Annotated in this window: 18 protein-coding genes and 3 pseudogenes; 14 read left to right on the top strand and 7 right to left on the bottom strand. The window is 74.1% G+C overall.

The genetic code is table 11. The features are described from left to right. Positions 1-40: 40 nt before the first annotated feature. From GA0070611_RS01230 to GA0070611_RS01190, 9 genes are all read left to right on the top strand, one after another. Complete coding sequence (locus tag GA0070611_RS01230) at positions 41-1,150, top strand: glycosyltransferase family 2 protein (protein ID WP_091672284.1); 1,110 nt, start codon at positions 41-43, stop codon at positions 1,148-1,150. Continuing rightward, entirely contained in the window at positions 1,147-1,650 is a 504-nt protein-coding gene (locus GA0070611_RS01225; protein WP_091655951.1) for a GNAT family N-acetyltransferase, read from the top strand. Before GA0070611_RS01230 ends, GA0070611_RS01225 begins: the two co-directional genes overlap by 4 nt. Next, positions 1,647-2,699: a pseudaminic acid synthase gene (gene pseI, locus GA0070611_RS01220; protein ID WP_091655949.1), complete on the top strand. Its 1,053-nt coding sequence runs from the start codon at positions 1,647-1,649 to the stop codon at positions 2,697-2,699. Before GA0070611_RS01225 ends, pseI begins: the two co-directional genes overlap by 4 nt. A gap of 115 nt (positions 2,700-2,814) precedes the next feature. Further along, positions 2,815-3,798 carry a UDP-N-acetylglucosamine 4,6-dehydratase (inverting) gene (gene pseB / locus GA0070611_RS01215; protein WP_091655946.1) on the top strand — a complete coding sequence of 328 codons (984 nt, stop codon included), beginning with the start codon at positions 2,815-2,817 and terminating at the stop codon, positions 3,796-3,798. Next, positions 3,795-4,949 (top strand): DegT/DnrJ/EryC1/StrS family aminotransferase, encoded by a 1,155-nt coding sequence (locus tag GA0070611_RS01210; protein WP_091655944.1) that lies wholly within the window; start codon positions 3,795-3,797, stop codon positions 4,947-4,949. The genes pseB and GA0070611_RS01210 overlap by 4 nt, the downstream gene beginning before the upstream one ends. Positions 4,950-4,960: 11 nt before the next feature. Further along, positions 4,961-5,803, top strand: a complete 843-nt coding sequence (locus GA0070611_RS01205) for a hypothetical protein (protein WP_091655943.1) — start codon at positions 4,961-4,963, stop codon at positions 5,801-5,803. Beyond that, the gene (locus GA0070611_RS01200) at positions 5,793-7,619 is read left to right on the top strand and encodes a methyltransferase domain-containing protein (RefSeq protein ID WP_091655941.1); all 1,827 of its coding nucleotides are present in this window, start codon (positions 5,793-5,795) and stop codon (positions 7,617-7,619) included. The genes GA0070611_RS01205 and GA0070611_RS01200 overlap by 11 nt, the downstream gene beginning before the upstream one ends. Then, on the top strand, positions 7,616-8,347 hold the full coding sequence (locus tag GA0070611_RS01195) for a cytidylyltransferase domain-containing protein (protein ID WP_091655940.1): 732 nt from the start codon (positions 7,616-7,618) through the stop codon (positions 8,345-8,347). Before GA0070611_RS01200 ends, GA0070611_RS01195 begins: the two co-directional genes overlap by 4 nt. Then, a complete protein-coding gene (locus GA0070611_RS01190; RefSeq protein WP_091655938.1) occupies positions 8,344-9,396 on the top strand; it encodes a PseG/SpsG family protein in 1,053 nt (350 codons plus the stop codon). The genes GA0070611_RS01195 and GA0070611_RS01190 overlap by 4 nt, the downstream gene beginning before the upstream one ends. Before the next feature lie 121 nt (positions 9,397-9,517). On the opposite strand, the gene GA0070611_RS01185 is transcribed toward GA0070611_RS01190, so the two are convergent. Then, positions 9,518-11,473, bottom strand: a complete 1,956-nt coding sequence (locus GA0070611_RS01185; RefSeq protein WP_091655936.1) for a hypothetical protein — start codon at positions 11,471-11,473, stop codon at positions 9,518-9,520. A 162-nt stretch (positions 11,474-11,635) separates the two neighbouring features. On the opposite strand from GA0070611_RS01185, the gene GA0070611_RS01180 reads away from it, so the two are divergent. The 4 genes from GA0070611_RS01180 to GA0070611_RS01165 all read left to right on the top strand — a co-directional run bounded on the left by GA0070611_RS01180 (position 11,636) and on the right by GA0070611_RS01165 (position 16,540). After that, entirely contained in the window at positions 11,636-12,271 is a 636-nt protein-coding gene (locus tag GA0070611_RS01180; RefSeq protein WP_091655935.1) for an alpha-ketoglutarate-dependent dioxygenase AlkB, read from the top strand. A 132-nt stretch (positions 12,272-12,403) separates the two neighbouring features. After that, complete coding sequence (locus tag GA0070611_RS01175; protein ID WP_091655933.1) at positions 12,404-13,891, top strand: glycosyltransferase family protein; 1,488 nt, start codon at positions 12,404-12,406, stop codon at positions 13,889-13,891. Next, a complete protein-coding gene (locus GA0070611_RS01170; RefSeq protein WP_091655932.1) occupies positions 13,888-15,123 on the top strand; it encodes a glycosyltransferase family 2 protein in 1,236 nt (411 codons plus the stop codon). Before GA0070611_RS01175 ends, GA0070611_RS01170 begins: the two co-directional genes overlap by 4 nt. A gap of 70 nt (positions 15,124-15,193) precedes the next feature. Then, positions 15,194-16,540, top strand: a complete 1,347-nt coding sequence (locus tag GA0070611_RS01165; protein ID WP_091655930.1) for a uracil-xanthine permease family protein — start codon at positions 15,194-15,196, stop codon at positions 16,538-16,540. Between the two features lie 210 nt (positions 16,541-16,750). Here GA0070611_RS01165 and GA0070611_RS32355 read toward each other — a convergent pair. From GA0070611_RS32355 to GA0070611_RS01155, 4 genes and pseudogenes are all read right to left on the bottom strand, one after another. After that, a pseudogene (locus tag GA0070611_RS32355) lies at positions 16,751-18,832 on the bottom strand (DNA gyrase subunit A); the annotation flags it as partial. Between the two features lie 393 nt (positions 18,833-19,225). Then, positions 19,226-19,873: pseudogene (locus GA0070611_RS32350) on the bottom strand (LAGLIDADG family homing endonuclease); the annotation flags it as partial. Positions 19,874-19,900: 27 nt separating this feature from the next. Further along, a pseudogene (locus tag GA0070611_RS32345) lies at positions 19,901-20,527 on the bottom strand (DNA gyrase subunit A); the annotation flags it as partial. A 31-nt stretch (positions 20,528-20,558) separates the two neighbouring features. Then, positions 20,559-22,616 carry a DNA gyrase/topoisomerase IV subunit B gene (locus GA0070611_RS01155; protein WP_091655927.1) on the bottom strand — a complete coding sequence of 686 codons (2,058 nt, stop codon included), beginning with the start codon at positions 22,614-22,616 and terminating at the stop codon, positions 20,559-20,561. Between the two features lie 365 nt (positions 22,617-22,981). On the opposite strand from GA0070611_RS01155, the gene GA0070611_RS01150 reads away from it, so the two are divergent. Beyond that, positions 22,982-24,238 (top strand): SGNH/GDSL hydrolase family protein, encoded by a 1,257-nt coding sequence (locus GA0070611_RS01150; RefSeq protein ID WP_091655925.1) that lies wholly within the window; start codon positions 22,982-22,984, stop codon positions 24,236-24,238. 62 nt (positions 24,239-24,300) lie between these two features. Here GA0070611_RS01150 and GA0070611_RS01145 read toward each other — a convergent pair whose 3' ends face one another. Together GA0070611_RS01145 and GA0070611_RS01140 are read right to left on the bottom strand one after the other, a co-directional pair. Then, a complete protein-coding gene (locus GA0070611_RS01145; protein ID WP_091655924.1) occupies positions 24,301-24,945 on the bottom strand; it encodes a class I SAM-dependent methyltransferase in 645 nt (214 codons plus the stop codon). 14 nt (positions 24,946-24,959) lie between these two features. Further along, a complete protein-coding gene (locus tag GA0070611_RS01140; RefSeq protein ID WP_091655922.1) occupies positions 24,960-25,397 on the bottom strand; it encodes an RrF2 family transcriptional regulator in 438 nt (145 codons plus the stop codon). Positions 25,398-25,534: the final 137 nt, after the last annotated feature.

Raw genomic sequence — 25,534 nt, 5'->3', positions numbered from 1 at the left:
GGTTTCGGGCCCGGCCATCCGCAGCGCCGATGGTGTGCGGGTGGTCACCGAGACTCGACACCCACTGCTGAGCGTCGTCGTGCCCGTGCACGGCGTCCAGGCGCACCTGCACCAGTGCCTCGACTCGATCCTCGACGGCCTCGACGCCGCCGACGCCGCCGACGTCGAGCTGATCGCCGTCGACGACGCCTCCCCGGACCGCTGCGGGGAGCTGCTGCGGGCGTACGCGGCCCGCCGGCCGGCCGTGCGTACCGTGACCCTGCCGAGCAACGTCGGCCTGGGGCTGGCCCGCAACGCCGGCCTGGACGAGGCGACCGGCCGCTACGTCTGGTTCGTCGACAGCGACGACTGGCTGCCGCCCGGCTCACTGGCCGCGGTGCTGCGCCGGCTGCGCGCCGACGAGCCCGACGTGCTGCTCTTGGACCACCTGCGGGTGCACCACGACGGCCGGCTGGAGACCGACGCGAGCAGCCCGCTGCTGCGCGGCGTCGACGGCTGCGTCCGGCTCGCCGACCGTCCGCAGCTGCTCCGGGTCCAGCACACCGCCTGGAACAAGGTGGTCCGCCGCCCCTTCCTCACCGAGCTGGGCCTGCGCTTCCACCCCGGCTGGTACGAGGACATCCCGTTCAGCCACCCGCTGCTCATCGCGGCCGAGCGGATCGCCGTGCTCGACCAGGTCTGCTACCGCTACCGGCAGGGCCGGCCCGGGGCGATCACCTCCACCCGCAGCGACCGGCACCTCGACGCCTTCGACCAGTACGACCGGCTCTTCGGCTGGCTCGCCGCCGCCCGCCCCGGCGACGCGCGGCTGCACGCCGAACTGTTCGCGCTGATGGTCAGCCACCTGCTGGTGGTGGTCGGCAACGACCACCGGATGCCGCCGGAGCTGCGCCGGGCCTTCTTCCGCCGGGTGGCCGGGCACTACCGGCGCTACCGGCCGGCCGGCGGCTATCCCCGCCCCGGCGGGGTGGGCGGACTCAAGCACCGGCTGGTCGCGGCGAACAGCTATCCCGCGTACGCGGCGCTGCGGGCGGCGCACCGGATCGCGGGGCGGCTGCGCCCCGCCCACCCGGTGGTCGTCGAGCCGGTGTCGGCCGGCCCGGCCGCCGTCCCCGCCGCGGCGCCCGGTGTGCTGGCGGGCCGCCGGTGACCGTCACGCTGCGCCCCGCCGGTGCCGCCGACCTGGACCGGATACGCCGCTGGCGCAACCATCCCCAGGTCCGCAGCGTCAGCCTGACCCGCCACGAGATCGGCCCCGACGAGCACCTGGCCTGGTGGGCGGCGGTGGAAGCGGACCCGGACCGGCGGGTGCTGGTGCTCCTGCACCGGGGCTGCCCGGCCGGGGTGGTCACCTTCGCCGGCCTGACCTCGCCGGAGGCGGCCCTCACCTGGGGCTTCTATCTGGACGTGGACGGTCTGGAGGAACGTGGCGAGCTGCTGCCGGCCTGGCTGGGCCTGCAACGCGCGGCGGTCGCGTACGCCTTCGACACGCTCGGCGCCCGGACCCTCGGCGGGGAGACCCTCGCCGACAACGCTCCGGTGCTGGCGCTGCACCGGCGGTTCGGCTTCCGGACCGTGCGCAGCTACCAGCGGGAGATCGACGGTACGCCGCACCAGGTGGTGTGGACGGAGATGAGCAGGGGAACATGACCAGCACAGTGAAGATCGGCCCACACCTGGTGGGGCCCGGTGAGCCGCCGCTGGTGGTCGCCGAGATGTCCGGCAACCACAACGGCAGCCTGGACCGGGCGCTGCGGATCGTGGACGCGGTGGCGGCCAGCGGCGCGCAGGCGCTGAAACTCCAGACGTACACGCCGGACACCATCACCATCGACCACGACGGGCCGGACTTCCGGATCTCCACCGGGCACGAGCTGTGGGGCGGGCAGAACCTGCACCAGCTCTTCCGCCGGGCGCACACGCCGTACGAGTGGCACGCGCCGATCTTCGAGCGGGCCCGCCGCCAGGGACTGACCGTCTTCTCCTCCCCGTTCGACCGCACCGCGGTGGAGCTGCTCGAGGAGCTGGACGCGCCGGCGTACAAGATCGCCTCGTCGGAGCTGGTGGACCTGCCGCTGATCCGGCTGGTCGCGGGCACCGGCAAGCCGCTGGTGATCTCGACCGGGATGGCGACGGTCGCCGAGATCGACGCGGCCGTGCGGGCGGCCCGCGAGGGCGGCGCGGACGGGGTGGTGCTGCTCGCCTGCACCGCCGCCTATCCGGCCCCGCCGCAGGACAGCAACCTGCGCCGGGTGCCGGTGCTGGCCGACCTCTTCGGGGTGCCGGTGGGCCTCTCCGACCACACCCCGGGCATCGGCGTGCCGGTGGCGTCGGTGGCGCTCGGCGCGTGCCTGGTCGAGAAGCACGTGACGCTGGACCGGGCCGACGGGGGCGTGGACTCGGACTTCTCGCTGGAGCCGGCCGAGCTGGCCGCGCTGCGGGTGGAGACCGAGCGGGCCTGGGCGGCGCTGGGCAGCGCGGTGGTCGGCCCGACCCCCACCGAGCGGGAGGGGCTGCGGTTCCGCCGGTCGCTGTACGTGGTGGCCGACGTGCGCGCCGGCGAGGAGGTGACCGGGGCGAACGTCCGCTCGATCCGGCCGGCCGGTGGCCTGCACCCGGACGAGTGGGGCCGGGTGCTCGGGCGCACCTTCACCCGGGACGTCCCGCGCGGCACCCCGCTGGCCTGGGACCAGATCTGACCGTCGCGACATGCACATCCGGGCAGTCACCGGAGTTCATCAGCGGGCGTCGGGACGTTCACCGACCGCACCTAACGTCCCCACGCGTCCGCCGCAATCCAGAACGGAGCACCAATTGAGCACGCTGAATGGCTCGTCCATTCTGATCACCGGCGGGACGGGTTCCTTCGGGAAGTCGTTCCTCCGCCACGTCCTCGCCGAGGCCGCGCCGGCCCGGGTGGTGGTGTTCTCCCGCGACGAGCTCAAGCAGTACGAGCTGCGCCAGGAGTTGGGCGACGACCCACGGCTGCGCTGGTTCATCGGCGACATCCGCGACCGGCACCGGCTGACCCGGGCCATGCACGGCGTCGACCACGTGGTGCACGCCGCCGCGCTCAAGCAGGTCGACACCGCCGAGTACAACCCGTCCGAGTTCATCGCCACCAACATCACCGGGTCGCAGCACGTCGTCGACGCGGCGATCGAGGCGGGCGTGCAGAAGGTCATCGCGCTCTCCACCGACAAGGCGTCCAGCCCGATCAACCTGTACGGCGCCACCAAGCTCGTCGGCGACAAGCTCTTCGTCTCGGCCAACCACTACGCCGCACACCACCCGACCCGCTTCGCCGTGGTCCGCTACGGCAACGTGATGGGCAGCCGGGGCTCGGTGGTGCCGCTGTTCCGCCGGCTCGCCGCCGAGGGGAAGAGCCTGCCGGTCACCGACAAGCGGATGACCCGGTTCTGGATCACCCTGGATCAGGCGGTCCGGTTCGTCCTGGACTCGTTCGACCAGATGCAGGGCGGCGAGCTGTTCGTGCCGCGCATCCCCAGCATGCGCATCCTCGACCTGGTCGAGGCCGTCGCCCCGGACGCCACCACCCACGAGGTGGGCATCCGACCCGGCGAGAAGCTGCACGAGGAGATGATCGCCCCCGACGACAGCCGCCGGACGCTGCGCGCCGCCGACCGGTACATCGTCCAGCCCACCATCGCCACCTGGGGCTACCGGCCGCCGGCCGGCTGCGAGCCGGTGCCGGACGGGTTCGCGTACCAGTCGGACAGCAACGACCAGTGGCTGCGCCCGGAGCAGTTGCGGGAGCTGCTGGGGATCGCGGCGTGACCGGGCTGCTGCCGTACGGCCGGCAGTCCGTGGTGGAGGAGGACGTCGCCGCGGTCGCCGAGGTGCTGCGCGGTGACTGGCTCACCACCGGCCCGCAGGTGACCGCGTTCGAGGAGGACCTGGCGGGCTGGACCGGCGGGGCCGGCTGCGCGGTGGTGTCCAACGGCACCGCCGCGCTGCACACCGCGTACGCGGCCGCCGGGGTGGGGCCGGGCGACGAGGTGGTGGTCCCGCCGATGACCTTCGCCGCCACCGCCAGCACCGCCGTGGCGCTCGGCGCGACGGTGGTCTTCGCCGACGTCGAGGAGGAGACGTTCACCCTCGACCCGGCGGCCGCCGCGGCGGCGGTCACCCCGCGTACCCGGGTGGTGTCCGCGGTGGACTACGCGGGCCACCCGGCCGACTACGACGCGCTGCGGGCGGCCCTCGGCCGCGACGTGCTGCTGCTCGCCGACGCCGCGCACTCGATCGGGGCGGCCTACCACGACCGGCCGGTCGGGTCGCTGGCCGACCTGACCACCTTCTCGTTCTTCCCGACCAAGAACCTCACCACCGCCGAGGGCGGGGCGGTCGCCGCCGGTGACCCGGCGCTGCTGGCCCGGGCCCGCCGGTTCCGCAACCACGGCCTGGTCCGGGAGCCCGCCGCGCTGCGCGCGCCGGACGAGGGCGGCTGGCACCAGGAGGTGCACGAGTTCGGGCTGAACTACCGGCTGCCCGACGTGCTCTGCGCGCTCGGCCGCAGCCAGCTGCGCCGCCTCGGCGACTTCCTGGCCGCCCGGGCCCGGCTGGTCGCCCGCTACGACGAGGCCCTCGCCGACCTGCCGGGGGTGCTGCGCCCGGCCCGGCGCTCCTGGGCCCGCCCGGCCTGGCACCTCTACCCGGTCCGGATCCTGGACGGGCGGCGCCGCGAGGTCTACGACCGGATGCGCGCCGCCGGCATCGGCGTGCAGGTCAACTACCTGCCGGTGCACTGGCACCCGGCCTTCGCCGACCTCGGTTACCGGCGCGGCTCCTGCCCGGTCGCCGAGGCGTTCTACGCCCAGCAGCTCTCCCTGCCGCTCTACCCGGACCTCACCGACGCCGACCAGGACCGGGTGGTCGACGCCTTGGCCGCCGCGCTGCGCGGCACACCGGTACGCACCGCCGCCTGAGACGGACCCCGATGCATCACGCGAACCACTTCTACGGCCACGCGCACGTGCTGGCCCGCTACTGCGGGCTGGGCGACCGGCACCCGCCCCGGATCAACGGGTACCTCCAGCACGGCTGGAACATCGGCGACGGGCTCGCGCCCGGCCACCCGTACGCCGAGCGGACCCCGAGCCTGCTCTGGTCGGAGCAGACCCGCCGCCGGGCCTGGGCGGTGGGCCGGCGCAACGTGGTGGTGATCGGCGCGCCCTTCGCGTACCTGCTGGCGCTGCGGCCGACGGAACCCGAGCCGGTGGAGCGGGAGGGGACCATCTGGTACCCGTTCCACGGCTGGGAGGGGCAGCACGTCAAGGGCGACCACCGGGAGCTGATCGCCCGGATCCGGGACACCGAGCCGGGGCCGGTGACGGTCTGCCTCTACTGGCACGAGTACGGCATGCGCCGGGTCCGCCGCCTCTACGAGAAGGCCGGCTTCCGGGTGATCTGCCACGGCTACCGCGGGCACTGGTGGCGCGACACCGACCCGCTCTTCCTCGACAAGCAGCTCACCGAGCTGCGCCGGCACAAGCGGGTCGCCTCCAACCGGCTGACCAGCGCCATCTTCTACGGCATCGCCGCCGGCTGCGAGCCGGCCGTGTACGGCGACCCGATGGTGCTCGCCGACGAGGACCCCACCTTCGGCGGCACCGCCCGGATCCGCCGGCAGTGGCCCGAGCTGCACGGCGAGTCGGTGCACCTGCCCACCGCCGTCGCGACAGCCCGCGCCGAACTGGGCACCGACCACCGCTGCGCCCCCGCCGAGCTGCGCGAACTGCTCGGCTGGGCGCACCTCCAGGAGACCGACGTTGACGACTGACACTGCCCGGGCCCACCGGATCACGCTGCCCGGCGGCGAGATGCTGGCCTGGTCCGACCTGCGTACCGACGCGCCGGCCGGTGGGGGCCCGCTGGCGGCGCTCGCCGCCCGGGTGGTGCCGGCCGGCGCCCGCGTGCTGCTGGCCGGGCCGCACGAGCCCGCCTTCCTCGACCGGCTCGCGCACGCCGAGGTGACCTGCCTGCTGCGCAGCCACCTCGACGGGGTGGCGCTGGCCGACCTGGCCGGTACGCGCGCGGTCCGGGTGATCGTCGGCGGGCCCGCGGGGCTGCCGGCCGGCGAGACGTACGACGTGGTGGTCGCCGCCGCCGGGCTGGACCGGGTGGAGTCCGTCGAGGGCACCCCGCTCGGCTGGGACGGGATGCTGGCGAGGCTGGTCGGCGTGCTGCGCCCGGGCGGCACCCTGCTGCTGCGCCTGGACAACCCGGTCGGCCTGCACCGGATCGTCGACGTCCCGCCCTGGTACGCCGACCGCGCCGACGCGGCGTGGACGATCGGGGGCGTGCTGGACGCCGGGCACCCGGCGAACCTGGCGCAGCTGCGGGCGCGGCTGCGCGCCGCCGGCCTCACCCCGGACGCCGACTTCGCCGGGTACCCGTACCCGGACGCCGTCTCCGCGCTGGTCGCCACGGACACGCTGGACCGGGAGACCTCCGCCGGGCTGCTCGACGCCGTGCTGCACGGCGCCTGCGCCGGCGGGTTCGCCGACCGCCCGGTGCTGCAGGACCCGTCCCGCCTCGCGGTCGACGCGCTGCACGCCGGGCTGGCCGGATCGCTCGCCCCCGCCTGGGTGGTGCTGGCCCGGCGCGACGCCGTCGCGGGCCCGGAGCGGCGCGACCTGCCGGTGCTGCTGGCCCGGACCGGGCCCCCCGACGCCGGGGTGGTCGAGGTGGTCGACGCCGGCCGGGGTTGGCACTGGCGGGTCACCGACCCGCCAGCCCGCGCCGAGCCGGCCCCCGGCCCGTACGCCAGCCGTACCGTCGCGCACCGGGACCCGGCGGCGCTGACCGGGCCGGTCCCCCGGGGCCGGCTGCTGCGCTCGCTGCTGCTGGACGCCTGCCTGCGCCGGGACCTGGCGACGTTGCGCGGGCTGCTCACCGGCTACGCCGACTGGCTCGACGGGCACGCGGTCGACGGCCGGCTGGCCGGCGCGCCGGCCCTGGCCGGGGTGGACAACGTGGTGCGGGCCGGCGACGGGTTCGCGGTGCTCGACCCGAGCTGGCAGGTCACCGAGGCGCTCGGGGTGGACGTGGCGCTGGCCCGGGCGCTGTGGCGGTTCGCCACCGTCCTGCTCACCGGCGGGTACGCCCACCCCTGGCCGTCCACCCTCGACCTGGCCGGCCTGACCGTGGTCCTCGGCGGGCTGGCCGGGCGGGAGCTGGACCGGGCCACCGTGGCGGCGGCGGTGGAGACCGAGGCGGCCGTGGTGGCCGCCCTGCGCGGTCTGGACGCGAAGGGCCGGCTGAAGCTCGCCGGTGAGCTGGGCGCCCTCGAACCGACGTCGCCCCCGCCCGGGCCGCAGAGCTGGCAGCAGCTGCACGAGGCGTGGCTGCGCCAGCGCGAGGAGCTGGGCCGGCTGCGCGCGGTGCTCGGCTGGACCGAGGACCTGCTCACCTCGCGGGAGCGCGCGTTGCGCCGGGCCGACGCCATGATCAACCTGCTCAGCGGGTCGGTCAGCTACCGGGTGGGACGGCTCGTCATCACCCCGGCCCGGTGGGCCAAGCGGGCGGCGCGGGGAGTCACGCGGCGGCTGCGCGCGGCGCTGCGCCGCCGGGTGGTCCGGGAGGAGCAGCAGTGACCCGGCTGGTCGGCATCGTGCAGGCCCGGATGGGCTCCTCCCGACTGCCGGGCAAGGTGCTGCGCCCGCTCGCCGGCCGCAGCGTCCTCGGCCGGGTGGTCCGGGCCGCCCGGGACAGCGGCGTCCTCGCCGACCTGGTGGTCGCGACCAGCACGGACCCGGCCGACGACGCGGTGGTCGCCGAGTGCGCCCGGCTCGACGTGCCGTGCCACCGGGGGCCGGTCGACGACGTGCTCGACCGCTTCGTCGGGGCGCTCGACGCCCATCCGGGGGACGCGGTGGCCCGGTTCACCGCCGACTGCCCGCTGCTCGATCCGGAGATCATCCGGTTGGTCGCCGACGTGTGGCGGGCCGTCCCGGGGCTCGACTACGTCAGCACCTCGATCGCCCGTACGCTGCCCCGGGGCCTGGACGTCGAGATCATCGACGCGGGGGCGCTGCGCACCCTGCACCGGATCGCCACCGACCACCACCGGGTGCACGTCACCTCGTACGCGTACACCCACCCGGAGCTGTTCCGGGTGCTCGGGGTGACCCTCACGCCGGACCGCTCGGACCTGCGGCTCACCCTGGACACCGAACGGGACTGGGCGCTGGTGCGGGCGGTCACCGCGCACTTCGGCGACGTGAGCGTGCCGCTGGCGAAGCTCGCCGACTGGCTGCACGACCGGCCCGACCTGCGCGCCCTGAACGCCGACGTACGCCAGAAGCGGCTGGAGGAGCGGTGACCGCGCGGATCGGCCTGCGCTGCGACGCGGGACCCCGGCGCGGGGTCGGTCACCTGGTCCGCTGCCTCGCCCTCGCCGAGGAGTTCCTCGCCCGGGGCGCCCGGGTGGAGCTGTTCGGCGAGGTCGACGGCGTGGACTGGGCCGCCCGGCAGCTCGCCGACCGGGGCATCGGCCGCCAGCCCGGCCCGGACACCCCGGCCGGGCTGGTCGCGGCGGCCCGCGCGCACCGACTGGACGTGATGGTCCTCGACTCGTACGACCTGGATCCGGACGGTGCGGGTGCGCTGCGGGCCGCCGGGGTGGTCACCCTGGCCGTGGTGGACGGCGACACCCGGGGCCAGGACGCCGACCGCTACCTGGACCAGAACCTCGGCGCCGACACCGTCGCGCCCGCCGGCCGGCTGCTCGCCGGCACCCGGTACGCGCTGCTGCGCCGCGAGGTCCGCAACCGGCGGCCGGCCGCCCCGCGCCCGCCCCACCCGGTGGCCCGCCCCCGGGTGCTCGCCTTCTTCGGTGGCACCGACGCGTTCGGGGCGGCCCCGCCGCTGGCCCGCCTGCTGCTCGCCACCGGGCAGCCGATGGAGCTGACCGTGGTGGTCGCCCGGGAGGAGCTGGCGGCGGAGCTGGCCACGCTGCGCCCCGGCCGGGGGCAGACGCTGCGGCCGGTGCCGCCCACCGGCGCGCTGCCCGACCTGATCACCGGGGCGGACCTGGTGGTCTCCGCCGCCGGCACCTCCACCTGGGAACTCTGCTGCCTCGGCGCGCCCGCCGCGCTGGTCTGCGTGGTGGACAACCAGCGCGAGTCGTACCACCGGGTGGTGCGCGCGGGAGTGACCGCCGGGGTGGGCGAGCTGCCGGCGCTGGTCGCGGCCGGGCCGCCCGGACAGGCCGCCCGCGCCGCCGCGGTCCGGACGCTGCGCGCCCTGCTCGCCTCCCCCGACCGACGGGCCGCCCTCGCCACCCGCGCCTGGTCCGCGGTGGACGGCGCGGGCCCGACCCGGGTCGCCGACGCGGTGCTCGCCCTCCTCCCCACCCCCACCCCCCGCTGACCCCGGGTTGCGCGACTTCCCGGAAAGTGCTGCTTCCCGGGCGCGCTGAGGCCACCACTTCCCCGACGTCGCGGGGATCTTGACCGCAGCGCGGGGAAGGCAGGGGCGAGGGCTGTGGTGGTCAGCGCAACCGCTCCAGGCGTACCCGGGAGCGCAGGTCGGGGTGGTCGGCGAGCAACTGCCGCACGGACGCCTCGGCGCGGTCGTCGGCGGCGAGGAAGACGATCCGGCCGGGGAAGGCCGCCACCACGGCCGGCGAGCGGGCCGGCTCGGCCAGCGGCAGGTAGTAGTACGCCCGTCCGGACGCCCCCGCGGTGCCCTGGAGGGTGGCGACGAAGAGGCTGCACAGGTAGCCGAGCCGGCGCTGCCCGCTGGCCACCACCACGGCCGTACCGGGTTCGGGGCGGCTCTGCACGAGCGCCCGGGCGGTCAGGTCCGCCGCGCCGGGCCGGGCCAGCCGCCCCGACCACCACGCCGACGCCCAGGTGCTGGTGCGCGCTCCGAGCGGCTGGGCGAAGATCCCGGCGCCTCGGGGCAGCCCCGCCACGCCGGTCGCGGCCACCACCACGGCCGCCGCCACCAGGGCGCGGGCCGCCGGGCCCGGCCGCCGGCCGCTCCTCGTCCAGGGCGGGGGCAGCAGCAGCGCCAGCGCGCCGATGCCCACCACCAGCACCGCGAGCAGCAGGTGCAGGGTCTTGCCGTAGTAGTAGGCCGGCGGTGCGCCCAGCACCCGGAACCAGACCCGGACGCCGAGCACGAAGAGCAGCGCGATGCCCATGGTGGCCGCGTACCGCCGCCACACCGGCAGGCGCAGACCGCCGGCGAGCAGGCCGACCCCGACCAGCGCGGTCAGCGCCAGGAAGGCGTCGTAGCGGGGATCGATCACGCCGCCGCTGGCCACGTTGTCCAACTGGCGGGTCCGGAGCAGCCCGCCGACGCTGGTCAGCGGGGCCAGCGGCACCACCAGCAGCGCCACCCCGGCCAGCACCCACGGCCGGCGCAGCACCTTCCGGCGCTGCGCCACCAGCCAGGCCGCCACCAGCACCCCGACCACCGGCAGGAACATCAGGTACGCGAAGCCGACCCCGACGCAGAGCGCGCCGATCAGGCAGAGCTGGGTGCCCGTGCCGGCCACCGGCCGGCAGAGCACCGCCACCAGCAGCGTCACCAGCGCCAGGCCGAGGGTCTCGCCCGGGTAGCCGTAGGCCACGAACCGGGCCAGCTCCGAGCCGAGGCAGAGCGCCGTCACCACGCCGGCCACCGCCCAGGTCCGGGTCACGTCGAGCTGCCGGCCGGCGAGCCGGGTCGCGGCCCAGACCAGGGCCAGGACCAGCAGCGCGTACGCGGCCAGCGCCCAGCCGAGGTAGTGGTCCAGCGCGTCGAGCGGGTCGGCCGGCGTGGTCGACGCGCGCAGGAAGGTGTCCAGCAGCGCGGCGACCAGGTGGAAGCCCTGCGGATACCAGGTCATCGACTCCGGGGCGATGCGCGCCGCGCCCTGCGGGTCGGTGAACAGGTAGCCGCCGACCGCGCGGATCCCCTCCACCGTGGCCAGGTGCCGGCTGTTGTCCTCGCCGACCATCGCGTACGCCAACCGGCCGGCGAGGTCGCCCGCCCGCAGGTACGGCCAACCCAGCGCCAGCGCGCCGAGCACCGCGGCCAGCACCGGGGGCAGGTCCGTCACGCCGGGCCGGGGCCAGCGGGGTCGCCGGCCGGTGACCAGCGCGACGCCGAGCAGGACGGTGCCGGCGGTGCCGGCCACCGGGACCGGGTGCAGCCCCCAGGGCCAGACCGAGAAGAGCAGGCCGGCGGCGCAGGTCGCGCCGAGCAGCAGGGCGGTGGCGAGCACCAGCCGGTCCAGCAGCGTACGACCGGCGCGCAGCAGCCCCGCGGTCAGCGCCAGCAGCAGCGGCGGCAGCACGGCGGAGACGCCCACGGCGTACGCGAGCAGGGGCACCAGCCAGGCGGCGGCGAGCCAGAGCGCGGCGGCCGGGAGCCGACGGGCCGGCCGGCGTGACCCGGGCGGGGTCGGGTCGACCGGCGGGCGGGCGGCCACCGGCACGCGGGTGGGGGTCGGCACGGATCGTCTCCTCGGGTACGCCGGCCGGGGCCGGGCGGCGGCGCCTCACGCTAGGGCGGCCGGGGCGACACCGGGCGACCACGACGTGTGCGGCAGGTGACCGGCGGGCGACAAGACCGACCGGTCGTACACCTGTGCCAACCCGGCGGGTAGGGTGGGCGGATGACCGGGGCCGCCTACCAGCCGTCGATGCTCGACCTCGCCGGCACCCCGACGCTGGGCCCGCTCGCCGGGCGGCTGCGTCGGCACCCGCTGAGCCGGGGCGCCTGGGTCGACCACCTGCCCGGCTGGGTGACCGGCTCCGACGAGGTCTTCGAGACGCTGCTGCGCGAGGTCCCCTGGCGGGCCGAGCGGCGCACCATGTACGACGCCGAGGTGGACGTCCCCCGGCTGCTCTGCTGGTACGGTGCCGGCCGGCCGCTGCCCCACCCGGTGCTCGACGCCGCCCGCGCGGCCCTGACCGCCTACTACGCGCCGGAGCTGGGCGAGCCCTTCGTCACCGCCGGGATGTGCCTCTACCGCTCGGGGCGCGACAGTGTCGCCTGGCACGGCGACACGCTGGGCCGCTCGGCGCACGTCGACACCATGGTGGCGATCGTCTCCTTCGGCTCACCGCGCGCCCTGCTGCTGCGCCCCCGGGGTGGCGGGGGCGAGAGCCTGCGCTTCCCGCTCGGGCACGGCGACCTGGTGGTGATGGGCGGCTCCTGCCAGCGGACCTGGGAACACGCGGTGCCCAAGACCGCCCGCGCGGTGGGGCCCCGGGTCAGCGTCCAGTTCCGGCCGGCCGGGGTGGCCTGACCCGCCGTCGGCCGCTGCATGCCCAATCGGTAACAGAGTGTTAACGCCGCAGGCGTTTTGGGGCATCTCATCGACCAGTGGCCGTGCTAGCTTTGCCCCGCCCTAGTCGCTGCACGTAATCGGGGGATCATCGTGCCTGATCGATGGCCAGGTCCGTCCGCGTCCGGAGACCGGCCCGGGCTCGCGACCCGGGCCCGCCGCCATCTCGGCCTGCTCGTCCTGCTCGCGCTGGGTGCCGGGCTGCGGGTGGCGATGACGGTGGCCTATCCGCCGGCGCTCTGGTTCTCCGGCGACTCCGGCGTGTATGTGCGGCATGCGCAGATCTGGCCGGCACTGAGCACCCGTGGGCTCTACCCGTGGCTGATCAAGGCGTTCGAGTGGACCGGCAGCTTCACCTCGCTGGTCGCCGTGCAGCACCTCGCCGGGCTGGCCCTCGGCGTCGCCATCTACCTGCTGGTCCGCCGCCGCCTCGGCGGCTCCGACTGGGTGGCGACCCTGGCCGCCGCCCCGGTCGTGCTCGACGCCCGGCAGCTCACCCTCGAGCAGTACCTGCTCACCGAGACGCTCTTCACCGCCGCGCTGGCGGGGGCGGCGCTGGTGCTGGCCTGGAAGGAGCGCCCCGGGCCGGTCGCCGGGTTCGTCGCGGGGCTGGCCGTCGCGGTCGGCGTGTTGACCCGGCCGACCGGTGTGGTGGCGGTCGGCGTCCTGCTGCTCCTGCTACTGCTGCCGTGGCGCGGCTGGCGGGCCCCGGTGGCGTATCTGCTCGGCATCCTGGCCCTCTGGGGCGCGGTGCTCGTCACCGTCGGCTCGGCCCCCAACGCGTACGGCGTCGGAGGCGGCCGGTTCCTCTACGGCCGCACCGCGCAGATCGCCGACTGCGACCGGCTCGACCTCTCGCCCGACCTCCGCCGGCTCTGTCCCCGGCAGCCCGTCGACCAGCGGCCGGAACGGCCCGACTGGTTCATCTGGAACAAGGACAGCCCGATCGTCGACGCGAAGCGCCCGGAGGACCTGGACGCGTTCGCCCGGGCGGTGATCCGCCAGCAGACCGGCGACTACCTGGCCAGGGTGGCCGCCGACACCAGCCGGTACTTCTGGGCCCAGCGACTGGGTCCGAAGGAGACCTGCCTGGCCCAGTGGTGGGTGCCGCCACTCGCGCCGGCCGACTGGGCGGCCGACCGGGACTGCACGCCCCGGCTCGCGGACCCGCACTACGACTCGCAACCGGCCCCCTCGCAGGCGTCGCCGCCGAACGCGGCGGCAGAGTTCCTGCACGGCTACGGCCGGTACGGCACCACGCCGCCGCTGGCGGTGACCGCGATGACGCTGCTCGCGCTGACCGGCGCGCTCTGGCCCCGGCGCGGCCGGCTGCGGCTGAGCCTGCTCGCCCTCGGTTTCGCCGCCATCGGCATGGGGATCATGATCTTCTCCGTCGCCACCTCGATGTTCGACTACCGCTACGGCCTGCCGGCGCTGGCGTTCCTGCCGATCGCGGCGGCGGCCGGCTGGCAGCGGCTGCGCGCCACCCCCACCGACCGACCCGCGCCGGCCGTCGACGACGACGAGCCGCAGCCGGCTCCACTGGCACCCACTCTCACCGGAAGCAACGGGGAACGATGACGACCGAACCGGAGATCGAGGTCACGGTGCTGCTGCCGTGCCTCAACGAGGCGGAGACGCTCGAGGTCTGCGTCCGCAAGGCGCTGCGCTCGCTGGCCGAGTGCGGGGTGACCGGCGAGGTGCTGGTCTCCGACAACGGCTCCACCGACGGCTCGCAGGAACTCGCCGAGCGGGCCGGGGCCCGGGTGGTGCACGCCCCGATCCGTGGCTACGGGGGCGCCCTGCTGCACGGCATCGCCCAGGCCCGCGGCCGGTACGTCATCATGGCCGACGCCGACGACTCGTACGCGCTGTCGGACCTGGGCCCCTTCGTCGAGGCGCTGCGCGCCGGACACGACGTGGTGATGGGTAACCGGTTCCGCGGCGGTATCGCCGAGGGCGCGATGCCACCGCTGCACCGCTACCTGGGCAACCCGGTGCTGAGCTGGCTGGGCCGCCAGCTGTTCGGGCTGCGCGCGGTGGGCGACTTCCACTGCGGCATGCGCGGCTTCAACGCCGCCCGCATCCGGGCGCTGGGGCTCTGCATGCCCGGCATGGAGTTCGCCTCGGAGCTGGTGGTCCGCGCCGCGCTGGCCGGCTACGACATCGTCGAGGTGCCGACCACCCTCGCCCCCGACGGCCGCTCCCGGCCGCCGCACCTGCGCACCTGGCGCGACGGCTGGCGGCACCTGCGGTTCCTGCTGGTGTTCGCGCCGCGCAAGACGCTGGTCTGGCCGGGGGCCGTGATCGCCCTGCTCGGCCTGGTCGGGGTGGGCGCGCTCACCCCCGGGCCGCTCACCCTGGGCGCCGTCGAACTGGACGTCAACACCCTGGTGTACGCCTGCCTGATGGTGCTGGTCGGGGCGCAGCTCGCGATCTTCGGCGGGCTGGCCGAGATCTACGGCCGGCAGGAGCGGCTGGTGCCCCAGCGCAGCGCCGACCGGTGGATCCGCTTCCTGCGTCTGGAGACCAGCGTGACGATCGGCCTGCTGCTGCTCGCCGCCGGCACGGTCGGCACCGTGGGGGCGTTCTGGCACTGGGGCGGGGTCGGCTTCGACGACCTCGACCCGCACACCACGCTGCGGGTGGTGCTGCCGTCGGCGACGGCCGTGGCGCTGGGCGTGGTGGTGCTCTTCTCCGGCCTGGTGGGCAGCCTGCTCACGCTGCGCCCGGCCCACGCCGCGCCGGCGCTGGTCCGCCCGCGCACCCCGCAGCGGGAACAGGACACCGCGGAGGCGCTCACCGGCTCCTGACCGGTGCCGTGCTAGAAACGACTCCCAGGGTGGTCTCGCCCCCGTCACCTGACGACGCGAAGGGCGCAGCATGACCCAGTCCCCCACCCCGGCACGATCCCGCTGGTCCCCGTGGACCCTGCACGGCGACGGCCGCACCGTCCGCCCCGGCGACGTGGTGCACCCGGCCGAGCGGCTCTCCTGGCCGCGTACGGTCGGCGTCGGCGTGCAGCACGTGGTGGCGATGTTCGGCGCCACCTTCACCGTGCCGCTGATCACCGGTTTCCCGCCGGCCACCACGCTCTTCTTCTCCGGGCTGGGCACCCTGCTCTTCCTGCTGATCACCGGCAACCGGCTGCCCTCGTACCTGGGCTCGTCGTTCGCCTTCATCGCCCCGGTGCTGGCCGCCAAGACGGGCGGCGGCATCGGCGCGGCGCTCGGCGGCATTTTGGTGGCCGGCGCGGTGCTGGCGCTGGTCGGGGTCGTGGTGCAGCTGGCCGGCTCCCGCTGGATCGACGCGCTGATGCCACCCGTGGTGACCGGCGCGATCGTCGCCCTGATCGGGCTCAACCTGGCGCCGGTGGCCTGGGACGGCGGCGGTAGCGGCACCGGGGTGAAGGCGCAGCCGCTGGTCGCGGTGGTCACCCTGGCCGCGATCCTGGTCGCCACCGTGCTCTTCCGCGGCTTCCTGGCCCGCCTGTCCATCCTGCTCGGGGTGGTGGTCGGCTGGGTGCTCGCCGCGCTGCTCGGGCAGCTCGACCAGAACGCGGTGACCGGGCTGAGGGAGGCCGCCTGGGTGGGGCTGCCGCAGTTCCACGCGCCCAGTTTCAGCCTGCGCGCGGTGGTGCTGGTCATCCCGGTGATCCTGGTGCTGATCGCGGAGAACGCCGGGCACGTCAAGGCGGTCGCCGCGATGACCGGACGCAACCTCGACCGGCTGATGGGGCGGGCGTTCCTCGGTGACGGCCTGGCCACCGTGCTGGCCGGCTCGGGCGGCGGCTCCGGCACCACCACGTACGCGGAGAACATCGGCGTGATGGCGGCGACCCGGGTCTACTCGACGGCCGCGTACTGGGTGGCCGGCGTGGCGGCGGTGCTGCTCGGGCTGAGCCCGAAGTTCGGCGCGCTGATCCTCACCGTGCCAGCCGGGGTGCTCGGCGGCGCGACCACCGCCCTCTACGGGCTGATCGCGATCCTCGGCGCGCGGATCTGGATCGAGAACCGGGTGGACTTCCACGACCCGGTGAACCTGATGACCGCCGCGGTCGCGGTGATCGTGGGGGCGGCCAACTACACGGTGACCGCCGGCGACCTCTCCTTCAACGGCATCGCCCTGGGCACCGCCGCCGCCCTGGTGATCTACCACGGCATGCGCCTGATCGCCCACCTCCGCGGCACGACCGCCGAGACCCGCCCCGCCCCCGAACCCGAACTCTGACCCACCTCCCGCCCGCCGCCGACCCGCGCGCCCTCAGCCGCGTGGCGCCGGTGATCAAGGAATGTGCGTCAGCCCACGGCGGATTCCTGACGCACACTCCCTGATCACCGGGGAGGGCCGAGAGGCGGGCCAGGGTGGGGTGGGCGTGGGAGGGAGGGCGGGATGCGCGAAGGGCCGGCGGCATACGCCGCCAGCCCTTCGGTGAACAGGTCAGTCGCGGTCGATCTGGTGGCCGACGACCGTCGGGCCGAGCATGACCGCGAAGCCGGAGCCGTCCCGGCGCGGATCCGCCGGGGGCAGCTCCACCGGGTCGCCGGTGGCGGTCGCGCCGACCGGCCGCGGGCCGATCCAGGCCACCGTCAGGTCCGTCTCGCCCTTGAGGAACCGCTGGGCGCGCACCCCGCCGGTCGCCCGCCCCTTCGCCGGGTACGCCTTGAACGGCGTCACCTTCACGGTGGCGTCGGTGGAGGTGACCACCATCGGCTCACCGTGACCCGGGTCGTCGGTGCGTACCGCGCCGAAGAAGACCACCCGGGCCTCGCCCGGCAGGTTGATGCCGGCCATGCCGCCACCCTTGATGCCCTGCGGCCGGACCAGGGACGCCGGGAAGCGCAGCAGCGACGCCTCGGAGGAGACGAACGCCAGGGTCTCCTGCCCGTCACGGAGCCAGGTCGCCCCGACCACCTCGTCGCCGTCGCGCAGCGAGATCACCTCGAACTCGTCGGAGCGCACCGGCCAGTCGGGCGCGCAGACCTTCACCACGCCCTGCCGGGTGCCCAGCGCCAGCCCGGGTGAGCCCTCGGCGGGCGGGCCGAGCGGGGCCAGCCCGACGACCGTCTCCCCCGCCTCCAGCGGCACCAGCTCGGCGGCGGACATGCCACCGCGCAGCGACACCGTGCCGGACTGCTCGGGCAGCACCGGCAGCGGCAGTACGTCGATCTTGAAGGCCCGGCCGGCGCTGGTCACCAGCAGCACCCGGCCCCGGGCGGTGGAGTGCACCACCGCGCGGACCGCGTCGTGCTTGACCCGTCCGCTGCGTCGCCGCGCCTCGGCCGCCTCCTCCGACTCGGCCGCGGTGCGGGCCACCAACCCGGTCGCGGAGAGGATCACCTGGCAGGGGTCGTCGGCCACCTCCAGCGGCCCGGCCGGCACCGAGGCGGCCAGCACCTCCTTGAGGTCGCCGTCGACCAGGGTGGTCCGCCGCTCGGCGCCGAACTGCTTCACCACCGCGCCCAGCTCGTCGGAGACCAGCTTGCGCAGCACCTTCTCGTCGTCGAGGATCTTGGCCAGCTCGGCGATCTCGCCGCGCAGCTTCTCCTGCTCGGCCTCCAGCTCCAGCCGGTCGTACTTCGTCAGCCGGCGCAGCGGAGTGTCCAGGATGTAGGTCGCCTGGATCTCGGAGAGCTTGAACTTCTGCATCAGGCCGTCCTTGGCGGCCTGGGCGTCCTCGCTGGCCCGGATCAGCCTGACCACCTTGTCGATGTCGAGCAGGGCGATCAGCAGGCCGTCGACCAGGTGCAGCCGTTCCTCCCGCTTGCGCTTGCGGTACGCGCTGCGCCGGGTCACCACCTCGTACCGGTGGGCGAGGAAGACCTCCAGCAGCTGCTTGAGCCCCAGGGTCTGCGGCTGGCCGTCCACCAGGACCAGGTTGTTCACGCCGAAGGACTGCTCCAGCGGGGTGAGCCGGTAGAGGTCGGCCAGCAGCACCTGCGGGTTGACGCCGACCTTGCACTCGATCACCAGCCGGGTGCCGTTCTCCCGGTCGGTGAGGTCCTTGACGTCGGCGATGCCGACCAGGCGCTTGGTCTTGTTGACCTCGTTGGTGATCGCCGCGATGACCTTCTCGGCACCCACCCCGTAGGGCAGCTCGGTGACGGTGATGGCCTGCCGGCCCCGGCTGCCCTCCAGCGGGCCGGTCTCCACCCGGGCGCGCATGCGCACCACGCCGCGCCCGGTCTCGTACGCCCGCCGGACCTCGTCGAGGCCGAGCAGCAGCCCGCCGGTGGGCAGGTCGGGGCCGGGCACGAACTCCATCAGCTTGTCCAGCGTGGCGTCCGGGTGGTTGATCAGCCAGCGGGCGGCCTGGACCACCTCGCCCAGGTTGTGCGGGATCATGTTGGTGGCCATCCCGACCGCGATCCCGGACGCGCCGTTGACCAGCAGGTTGGGGAAGGCCGCCGGCAGCACGGTGGGCTGCATGAGCGAGCCGTCGTAGTTGGGCTCCAGGTCGACGGTGTCCTCGCCCAGCTCACCGACGAGCAGCATCGCCTCCCGCGACATCCGCGCCTCGGTGTTGTGGTTGACGAAGCCGCCCGCCAGGAAGGAGTGGTCGGCGGACTCAACCCGTACCGAGTAGACCTCGGCCGGCTCGTCCGACGTCACCTCAGCGATCCGCTCGAACCGATATCCGGAGTCCATCACCGGCAGGATCGTCGCCAGAACTTCTTCGTCCTTGATCCGGTCGATGATGCGCAGCCGCTCGGTCTCCCACCGTTCGACCCGGTCGAAGTTGTGCTGAGTCAGCCACTTGCGCCCGCTGCCGCGACGGTCGAACTCGAGAGCCGTCCGCACATAGTCGGCGACAAACGGAACGTGGTCCTGGCTCAGTCGGTGCGGTCGCAGCGGCGAGTGGCCCAGCACATCGGTCAAGACCGCCTGCTTGGTGCGGAGGAAGCCCACCCGGGTGGCGAATGCCTTGATGTTCCGCAGGCCCGAGACCACGAGACGATGCTCTACCGAGCCGCTGGGGCGGGTGTACTGACGACGGCAGGCGATGACGCCGAACTCGGCGAGCAGCTCCTGGACTTCCCGGGTGAGACGCTCGCTGTAACTGGTGTACTGGATGGTGAAGCTGCCGTTGGCGACCCGCACCCCTCCGTCGCCCTCGAAGAGTGCCATCAGGAAGGCGCGCTTGACGCCCCAGCCACCCTTCCAGACGAACTCGGGTACGAACTTGTCCCTCGCCTGGTGGCCGATGAGTTCGGCCAACGGACTCGCCCGGAATGCGTCCATGCCGCCGGCATAGTCCTGAACATCCAACTCCTGGATGGGCTTGCGGTCCCGGCGGGTCTGCCGCTCCGTGACGTAACGCCGGCCACCGACGATCTGGTCGTAGGCGTGCAGCACCTCGCCGAAGAAGTGCTCGTCGGTGTTGCTGAATCCGGCCCGGGAGTCGTTCGCGTGCCCCTCCGACACCCAGGCGCCGCCGACGACGCCCAGCATGTACTCCCGGGCAGTGGGGATGACCTGGGTCCAGGCATTCCTCGCGACGCAGACCACGGTGCCGGGGCCAACCTCATCCAGCCGCCGCCACTGGAAGACCGGAACACCCATCGGTGCCTCCAGACAGAGCACCAGGTGGTTCTCGCTGCCGCGTAGCGAGAAGCCCGTCTCGGTCGTGACACGGATCGTCGGGTGCAGGCCAGAGTTGAACACCTTGTTGACCCGGACCGCCTTGCCGTCCTTGTCCAGGACCTCGAAGTCGGCCTCCGCCTCACTGTCCGCCGGGAGGTTCACCAGATCACCGATACGCGGACTGCTGCCGTCAGCAAGACGGATACGCGTGTCGCCAGTGACGCAGTACCTCGCCGCGGCCGGGCCGTCGTCCGGGCTGCCGAAGTTTCCGTGCCCGTCGATCAGTGGCGTGTTGAGCGAGAAGTCCTGGGCGAGCCGGACCATCGCGTCATAGATCGCGGTGTCGCCGTGCGGGTGGTACTTACCCATCACGTCACCGACGACCCGCGCCGACTTCACGTGCCCGCGGTCGGGGCGGTGCCCGGACTCGTACATCGACCAGAGGATGCGCCGGTGCACCGGCTTGAGCCCGTCCCGCGCGTCGGGCAGGGCCCGGGAGTGGATCACCGAGAAGGCGTACTCCAGGTAGGAGTCGGAGACCTCGGTGACCAGCGGGTTGTCGAAGACCCGGGCGCCGGCCTGGTCGAAGGCGGAGAGGTCCGCCTTGGCGCGGTCGTCCTTGCGGCGTGCCATGGTTCAGCTGTCCCTTCGAAGAACCCGGTGGTCAGGCGTCGATGGCGTCGCGGTCGACCCGGTCGGCCGACGAGATGAGCCAGTTGCGGCGGGGCTCGACCTTCTCCCCCATCAGCAGTTCGAGGATCCGCTCGGCGTCCTCGACGTCGTCGAGGGTGATCCGGCGGACCGCCCGGGTCGCCGGGTTCATGGTGGTCTCCCACAGCTCCTCGGCGTCCATCTCACCGAGACCCTTGAACCGGGGAATGGGGGTGACGATCTGCTTGCCGGCCTTCTCCAGCTTGCGGACCGTGGCCTCCATCTCGGCCTGGGTGTAGGTGTAGATGGTCTGCGGGTTGCGCCCCTTCGTGGTGATCTTGTGCAGGGGCGGCATCGCCGCGTAGAGCCGGCCCGCCTCGATCAGCGGTCGCATGTACCGGGCGAAGAGCGTGATCAGCAGGGTACGGATGTGCGCGCCGTCCACGTCCGCGTCGGCCATGATCAGCACCCGGCCGTAGCGCAGCGCGGAGAGGTCGAAGGTACGCCCCGAGCCCGCGCCGAGCACCTGCACGATCGCCGCGCACTCGGCGTTGTCCAGCACCTGCTGGAGGTTCGCCTTCTGCACGTTGAGGATCTTGCCGCGGATCGGCAGCAGCGCCTGGTACTCAGAGGAGCGCGCCAGGCGCCCTGTACCGAGGGCGCTGTCGCCCTCGACGATGAACAATTCACTTCTGTCAATTCCGGTGGCCCGGCAGTCGACCAGCTTCGCCGGCATCGACGCGCCCTCCAGGGCGGTCTTGCGCCGGGCGGCGTCCTTCTGCTGCTTCTGGGTGAGCCGGACCCGGGCCGCGTCGACGATCTTCTGCAGCACGGTACGCGCCTCGGCCTTGGTGCGGCGGTCCTCCAGCCAGGCCTTGAGGTGCGCCTCGACCAGGCCCTGGAGCACCTTGGTGATGCCGGCGGTGGAGAGCTCGTCCTTGGTCTGCGAGGTGAACTGCGGCTCCGGGATGCGGACGTGCACCACCGCCGTCATGCCCTCCAGGACGTCGTCCAGGGTGGGCGCGTCCTCCTTGGGCCGCAGCAGGCCACGGGTGCTGCGGGCGGCCTCGGCGAGGGTCCGCGCCAGGGCCCGCTCGAAGCCCTTGCGGTGGGTGCCGCCGTGGGCGTTGCGGATGGTGTTGGTGAAGCACTCGACGGTGCGCTCGTAGCCGGTGCCCCAGCGGAAGGCGATCTCGACCTCGGCCCGACGCTGCACGTTGGACTGCATCACGCCGTTGGCGTCGGCGGCGTTCTCCCGGTAGGTGCCCTCGCCGGTGACCAGCAGGGTGCCGGAGACGGCCCGGTCGCCGGCCGGGGCGAGGAACTCCACCATGTCGGTGAGGCCGTTCGGGAAGTGGAACTTCTCCTCGACGGCCTGCTCACCGGTCTCGTCGCGCAGCGTGTACGCCACGCCCGGCACCAGGAAGGCGGTGTTGCGCAGCTTGAGCCGGACCGCGTCGGTGTCCAGCCGCGCACCGGTCTCGAAGTAGCGCGGGTCGTGCCACCAGCGGATCGAGGTGCCGGTGCGCTGGCCGCGCTTCATCGCGCCGACGATCTGCAGGCCGGGCCCCGGGGTGAACGGCGCGTCCGGGCCGTCGCCGTCGAAGACGCCCGGCACGCCGTGCCGGAACGACATGGCGTGCACCTTGCCGCCGCGGCGGACCGTGACGTCGAAGCGGCGGGAGAGCGCGTTGACCGCGGAGGCGCCGACGCCGTGCAGGCCGCCGGAGGTCTTGTAGCCCGAGCCGCCGAACTTGCCGCCGGCGTGCAGCCGGGTGAGCACCAGCTCGACGCCGGAGATGCCGGACTTGGCGTGCACGTCGGTGGGGATGCCGCGACCGTCGTCGTCGACCTGCACCGAGCCGTCGGCGTGCAGGATCACCTCGACCCTGGTGGCGTGGCCGCCGACCCCTTCGTCGGTGGAGTTGTCGAGGATCTCGTTGACGAGGTGACCCACGCCACGGCTGTCGGTGGAGCCGATGTACATGCCGGGGCGCTTGCGGACGGCGTCGAGGCCCTCCAGGTGGGTCAGGTCGTCGGCCCCGTAGAGGGCCTCAGGCTGTGCGGTCAACTGGTCGTACTCCCAGGTCTCGGCGGTGTGGTGCCGCTCACCGGCTCGATCGCCACGCGCGGCGCGCCGGAGCGAGCCTAGCCCGGCACTCCGACAGAGCTGTGGCACCCGGTGCGGTACGGCGTCCGGTGGCGCGCCGACCGGGGCCGGGTCGACCCGGCGGCGGGGCGAGCCGGGGTCAGTGCGGGACAACGACCCGACCCGCGGTTGTCTTCCCGGGGCGCGCCGAACCGGACCCCGGGGCAGGAAGCACCCGTCATGTCCGGCTGGTGTCCGGCCATTGACGCCCGTCACACGCCCGTGATCTGATCGCCTCCTCAGAGGATCTTTCGCATTTCGATGCGTGGATGAGGGGAAGGTCGCGGATGTCCCTGTTCCGTCGTACCGCGCTCGCGGCGGCACTGGCCGTCGCCGCGGCGGGCCTGTCGGCCGCGGTGGCCCCCGCCGGGCCCGCCACCGCCGCCCTGCCCACCGCCGCTGTCGCCCTCGGCGACAGCTTCATCAGTGGCGAGGGAGCCGGCGGGTACGCCCCGGTGGTCGACGTCACCGGGGTGGCCCGGTCCTTCCCCGGCTGGTCGGCGCCGAACGACAACGCCTACTTCTGCCACCGGACGCCGAACGCCTCGCTGTTCCGGGCCGACCTTCCCGGCATCTCGGCCCGCTACAACCTGGCCTGCTCCGGCGGGCAGCCGTACGACATCGCCAACGCCTCGGCCACCCGCGCCAAGGGCCGGCAGGTCGCCGCCCAGCTCGACCAGCTGCGCGCGGTCGCGCAGACCCACGACATCGACCTGGTGCTGGTCGGCCTGGGCTCGAACAACAGCTCGTTCACCTTCGGCAGCGTCGCGGAGAAGTGCGCCAACCGGTTCATCGCCGACGCCTGGACGGGCTGGTGGGAGTTCTGGGCGTACCTCGGCGGGCCGGTGGAGCAGGAGCCCTGCACGGACGCCGACCTGGCCACCGCGGCCCAGTTCAGCGCCGCCACCGCCGAGACCACGGCCGCCGTCCGCCAACTGCTGACCACCCTCGACCAGGTCGACGCCGACGGCCAGCACCGGGTGGTGTTCCAGGACTACACCAACCCGCTGCCGTACGAGCTGGACCAGAGCTACTGGACCGAGGACGACCGGGACGACACCCGGGACAAGTTCCGCGCCCTCGGCGCCGAGCGGTACGCGGCCGGCTGCCCGATCCACCGGGCCAGCCTCGCTCCGGGCCAGCGTTTCTCGCAGGGCCTCGGCACCATGGTGAACTCGGTGCGGACCACGCTCTCCGCCGAGTTCCCGAACGCCGACCTGGTCTACCTGAACGTGCAGCGGGCCTTCGACGGCGCGCGGCTCTGCGAGTCGGCGGGCAGCCCGACGAACGCGCTGGCCACCCCGATCCGGCTGATGGACGGTCCGAGCGGCACCTTCGTGACCAGCCTCTCCGGCTACGACAAGCTCGACATCCAGCGGATCGCCAACACCTGCGGCACGTACTTCCAGACCTGCCAGGAGTCGTGGCACCCGAGCGCGGCCGGCCACCAGGTGCTCGGACGCTGCCTCACCGGCGCGGCGGCGACCACCGCTCGGGCGGTCGCCTGCGTCAGGGCACCGGACGGCACGATCACGGTGAGCTGAGCGCGACCGCGTCCGGGCCCGCCCCGCCTCGGGTGGCGGACCCGGACGCGGTCGGCGGTCGGTCAGCGGGCGGGCGTGTCCAGGACGGCCGCGCCGAGCACGTGCGGGGAGGCCGGGGCGGGGAGGCCCGACGGCGGGAAGCGGAACTGGTCCAGCTCGACCACCGTGAAGCCGGCCGCGCGGATCGCCCCGACGGTGTCCCGCCCGGTGTGGCAGCCGGCGCAGAAGAACGGCCAGAGCGTCGCGTCGGCCCAGCGTTGCGCCCGCCGCAGCCCGGGCGTCTGCGCCGCGACGTGCTCGTAGAAGCGGAGCTGACCGTCGGGCCGCAGCACGCGGCGCGCCTCGCGCAGCGCCGCCGCCTGGTCGGGGACCGAGCAAAGCACCAGGGAGAAGACCACCGCGTCGACGGTGGCGTCGTCGACCGGCAGCGCGTCGGCGACACCGGCCGCCACGGTCACCGGGACCGGCGCGTCAGCGGCCGCCGCGACCCCGGCGGCACGCAGCCGCGGCTCCGGCTCCACCGCCAGCACGCCGGTCACCGCCGGTGGGTAGTGCGCGAACATCCGGCCGTTGCCGGCCCCCACCTCGACCACCCGGCCGCGCAGCCCGGCCACCAGGCGGTGCCGGTGCTCGGCCGCGCCGGCCCGGTCCATCGCCACGCTGGCCCGGGTGAAGACCCGGGCGAAGATCGGATGCGACATCCCCATCGGCGTCTCCCGGCTCAGGGCTGCGACGCCGTCGCGCCGAGGCTGAGCAGCAGCGGACCGGCGGACCCGGACACCAGGTCGCCGAGGCGCACCTCGTCGAGCACGGCGAGGAACGCGGCCTGGGCCCGGCGCAGCTCGCGGCGCAGCCGGCAGCCGCCCAGCAGCGGGCAGGCCGGCTGCTCGCAGTTGACCACCTCGTCGTCCCCCTCGAAGGCCCGGAGCACCTGGCCCACGGTCAGCTCACCGGCCTTCTCGGCGAACGCCACCCCGCCGGAGCGGCCCCGGATGGTGACCAGCACGCCGAGCCGTTGGAGCCGCTGTACGACCTTGGCCACGTGGCTGCGGGGCAGCGACAGCGCAGCGGCGAGCTCGTCCACCGTCGTCCGGGTCTCGGAGGCGGCGGTGAGCATGGCGATCCGAAGTGCCATGTCCGTCGAGCGGTTGAGCTTCACACCACCGACCCTAGCGAGAGGTCCCACCGCGCGAAACAGGCCAAAGGTCCGGTTTCTTCGTGTGATCCTGGCAACCGTCGATCCGGGACCTTCGACCCTGAAGAGGCATTTGAGATTCCTGTTCAGTGGTGACGACC

This window comes from Micromonospora auratinigra, from assembly GCF_900089595.1.
Taxonomy (GTDB): domain Bacteria; phylum Actinomycetota; class Actinomycetes; order Mycobacteriales; family Micromonosporaceae; genus Micromonospora; species Micromonospora auratinigra.
The sequence above is the reverse complement of the archived record's forward strand: the minus strand, read 5'-3'. Positions and strand labels throughout refer to the sequence as shown.

Excerpts from the sequence above, each read along its gene's own strand:
- pseI (WP_091655949.1), top strand. The coding sequence starts at position 1,647 with ATGACCAGCACAGTGAAGATCGGCCCACACCTGGTGGGGCCCGGTGAG.
- GA0070611_RS01205 (WP_091655943.1), top strand. The coding sequence starts at position 4,961 with ATGCATCACGCGAACCACTTCTACGGCCACGCGCACGTGCTGGCCCGC.
- GA0070611_RS01180 (WP_091655935.1), top strand. The coding sequence starts at position 11,636 with ATGACCGGGGCCGCCTACCAGCCGTCGATGCTCGACCTCGCCGGCACC.
- GA0070611_RS01170 (WP_091655932.1), top strand. The coding sequence starts at position 13,888 with ATGACGACCGAACCGGAGATCGAGGTCACGGTGCTGCTGCCGTGCCTC.
- GA0070611_RS01165 (WP_091655930.1), top strand. The coding sequence starts at position 15,194 with ATGACCCAGTCCCCCACCCCGGCACGATCCCGCTGGTCCCCGTGGACC.
- GA0070611_RS01150 (WP_091655925.1), top strand. The coding sequence starts at position 22,982 with ATGTCCCTGTTCCGTCGTACCGCGCTCGCGGCGGCACTGGCCGTCGCC.
- GA0070611_RS01145 (WP_091655924.1), bottom strand. The coding sequence starts at position 24,945 with ATGGGGATGTCGCATCCGATCTTCGCCCGGGTCTTCACCCGGGCCAGC.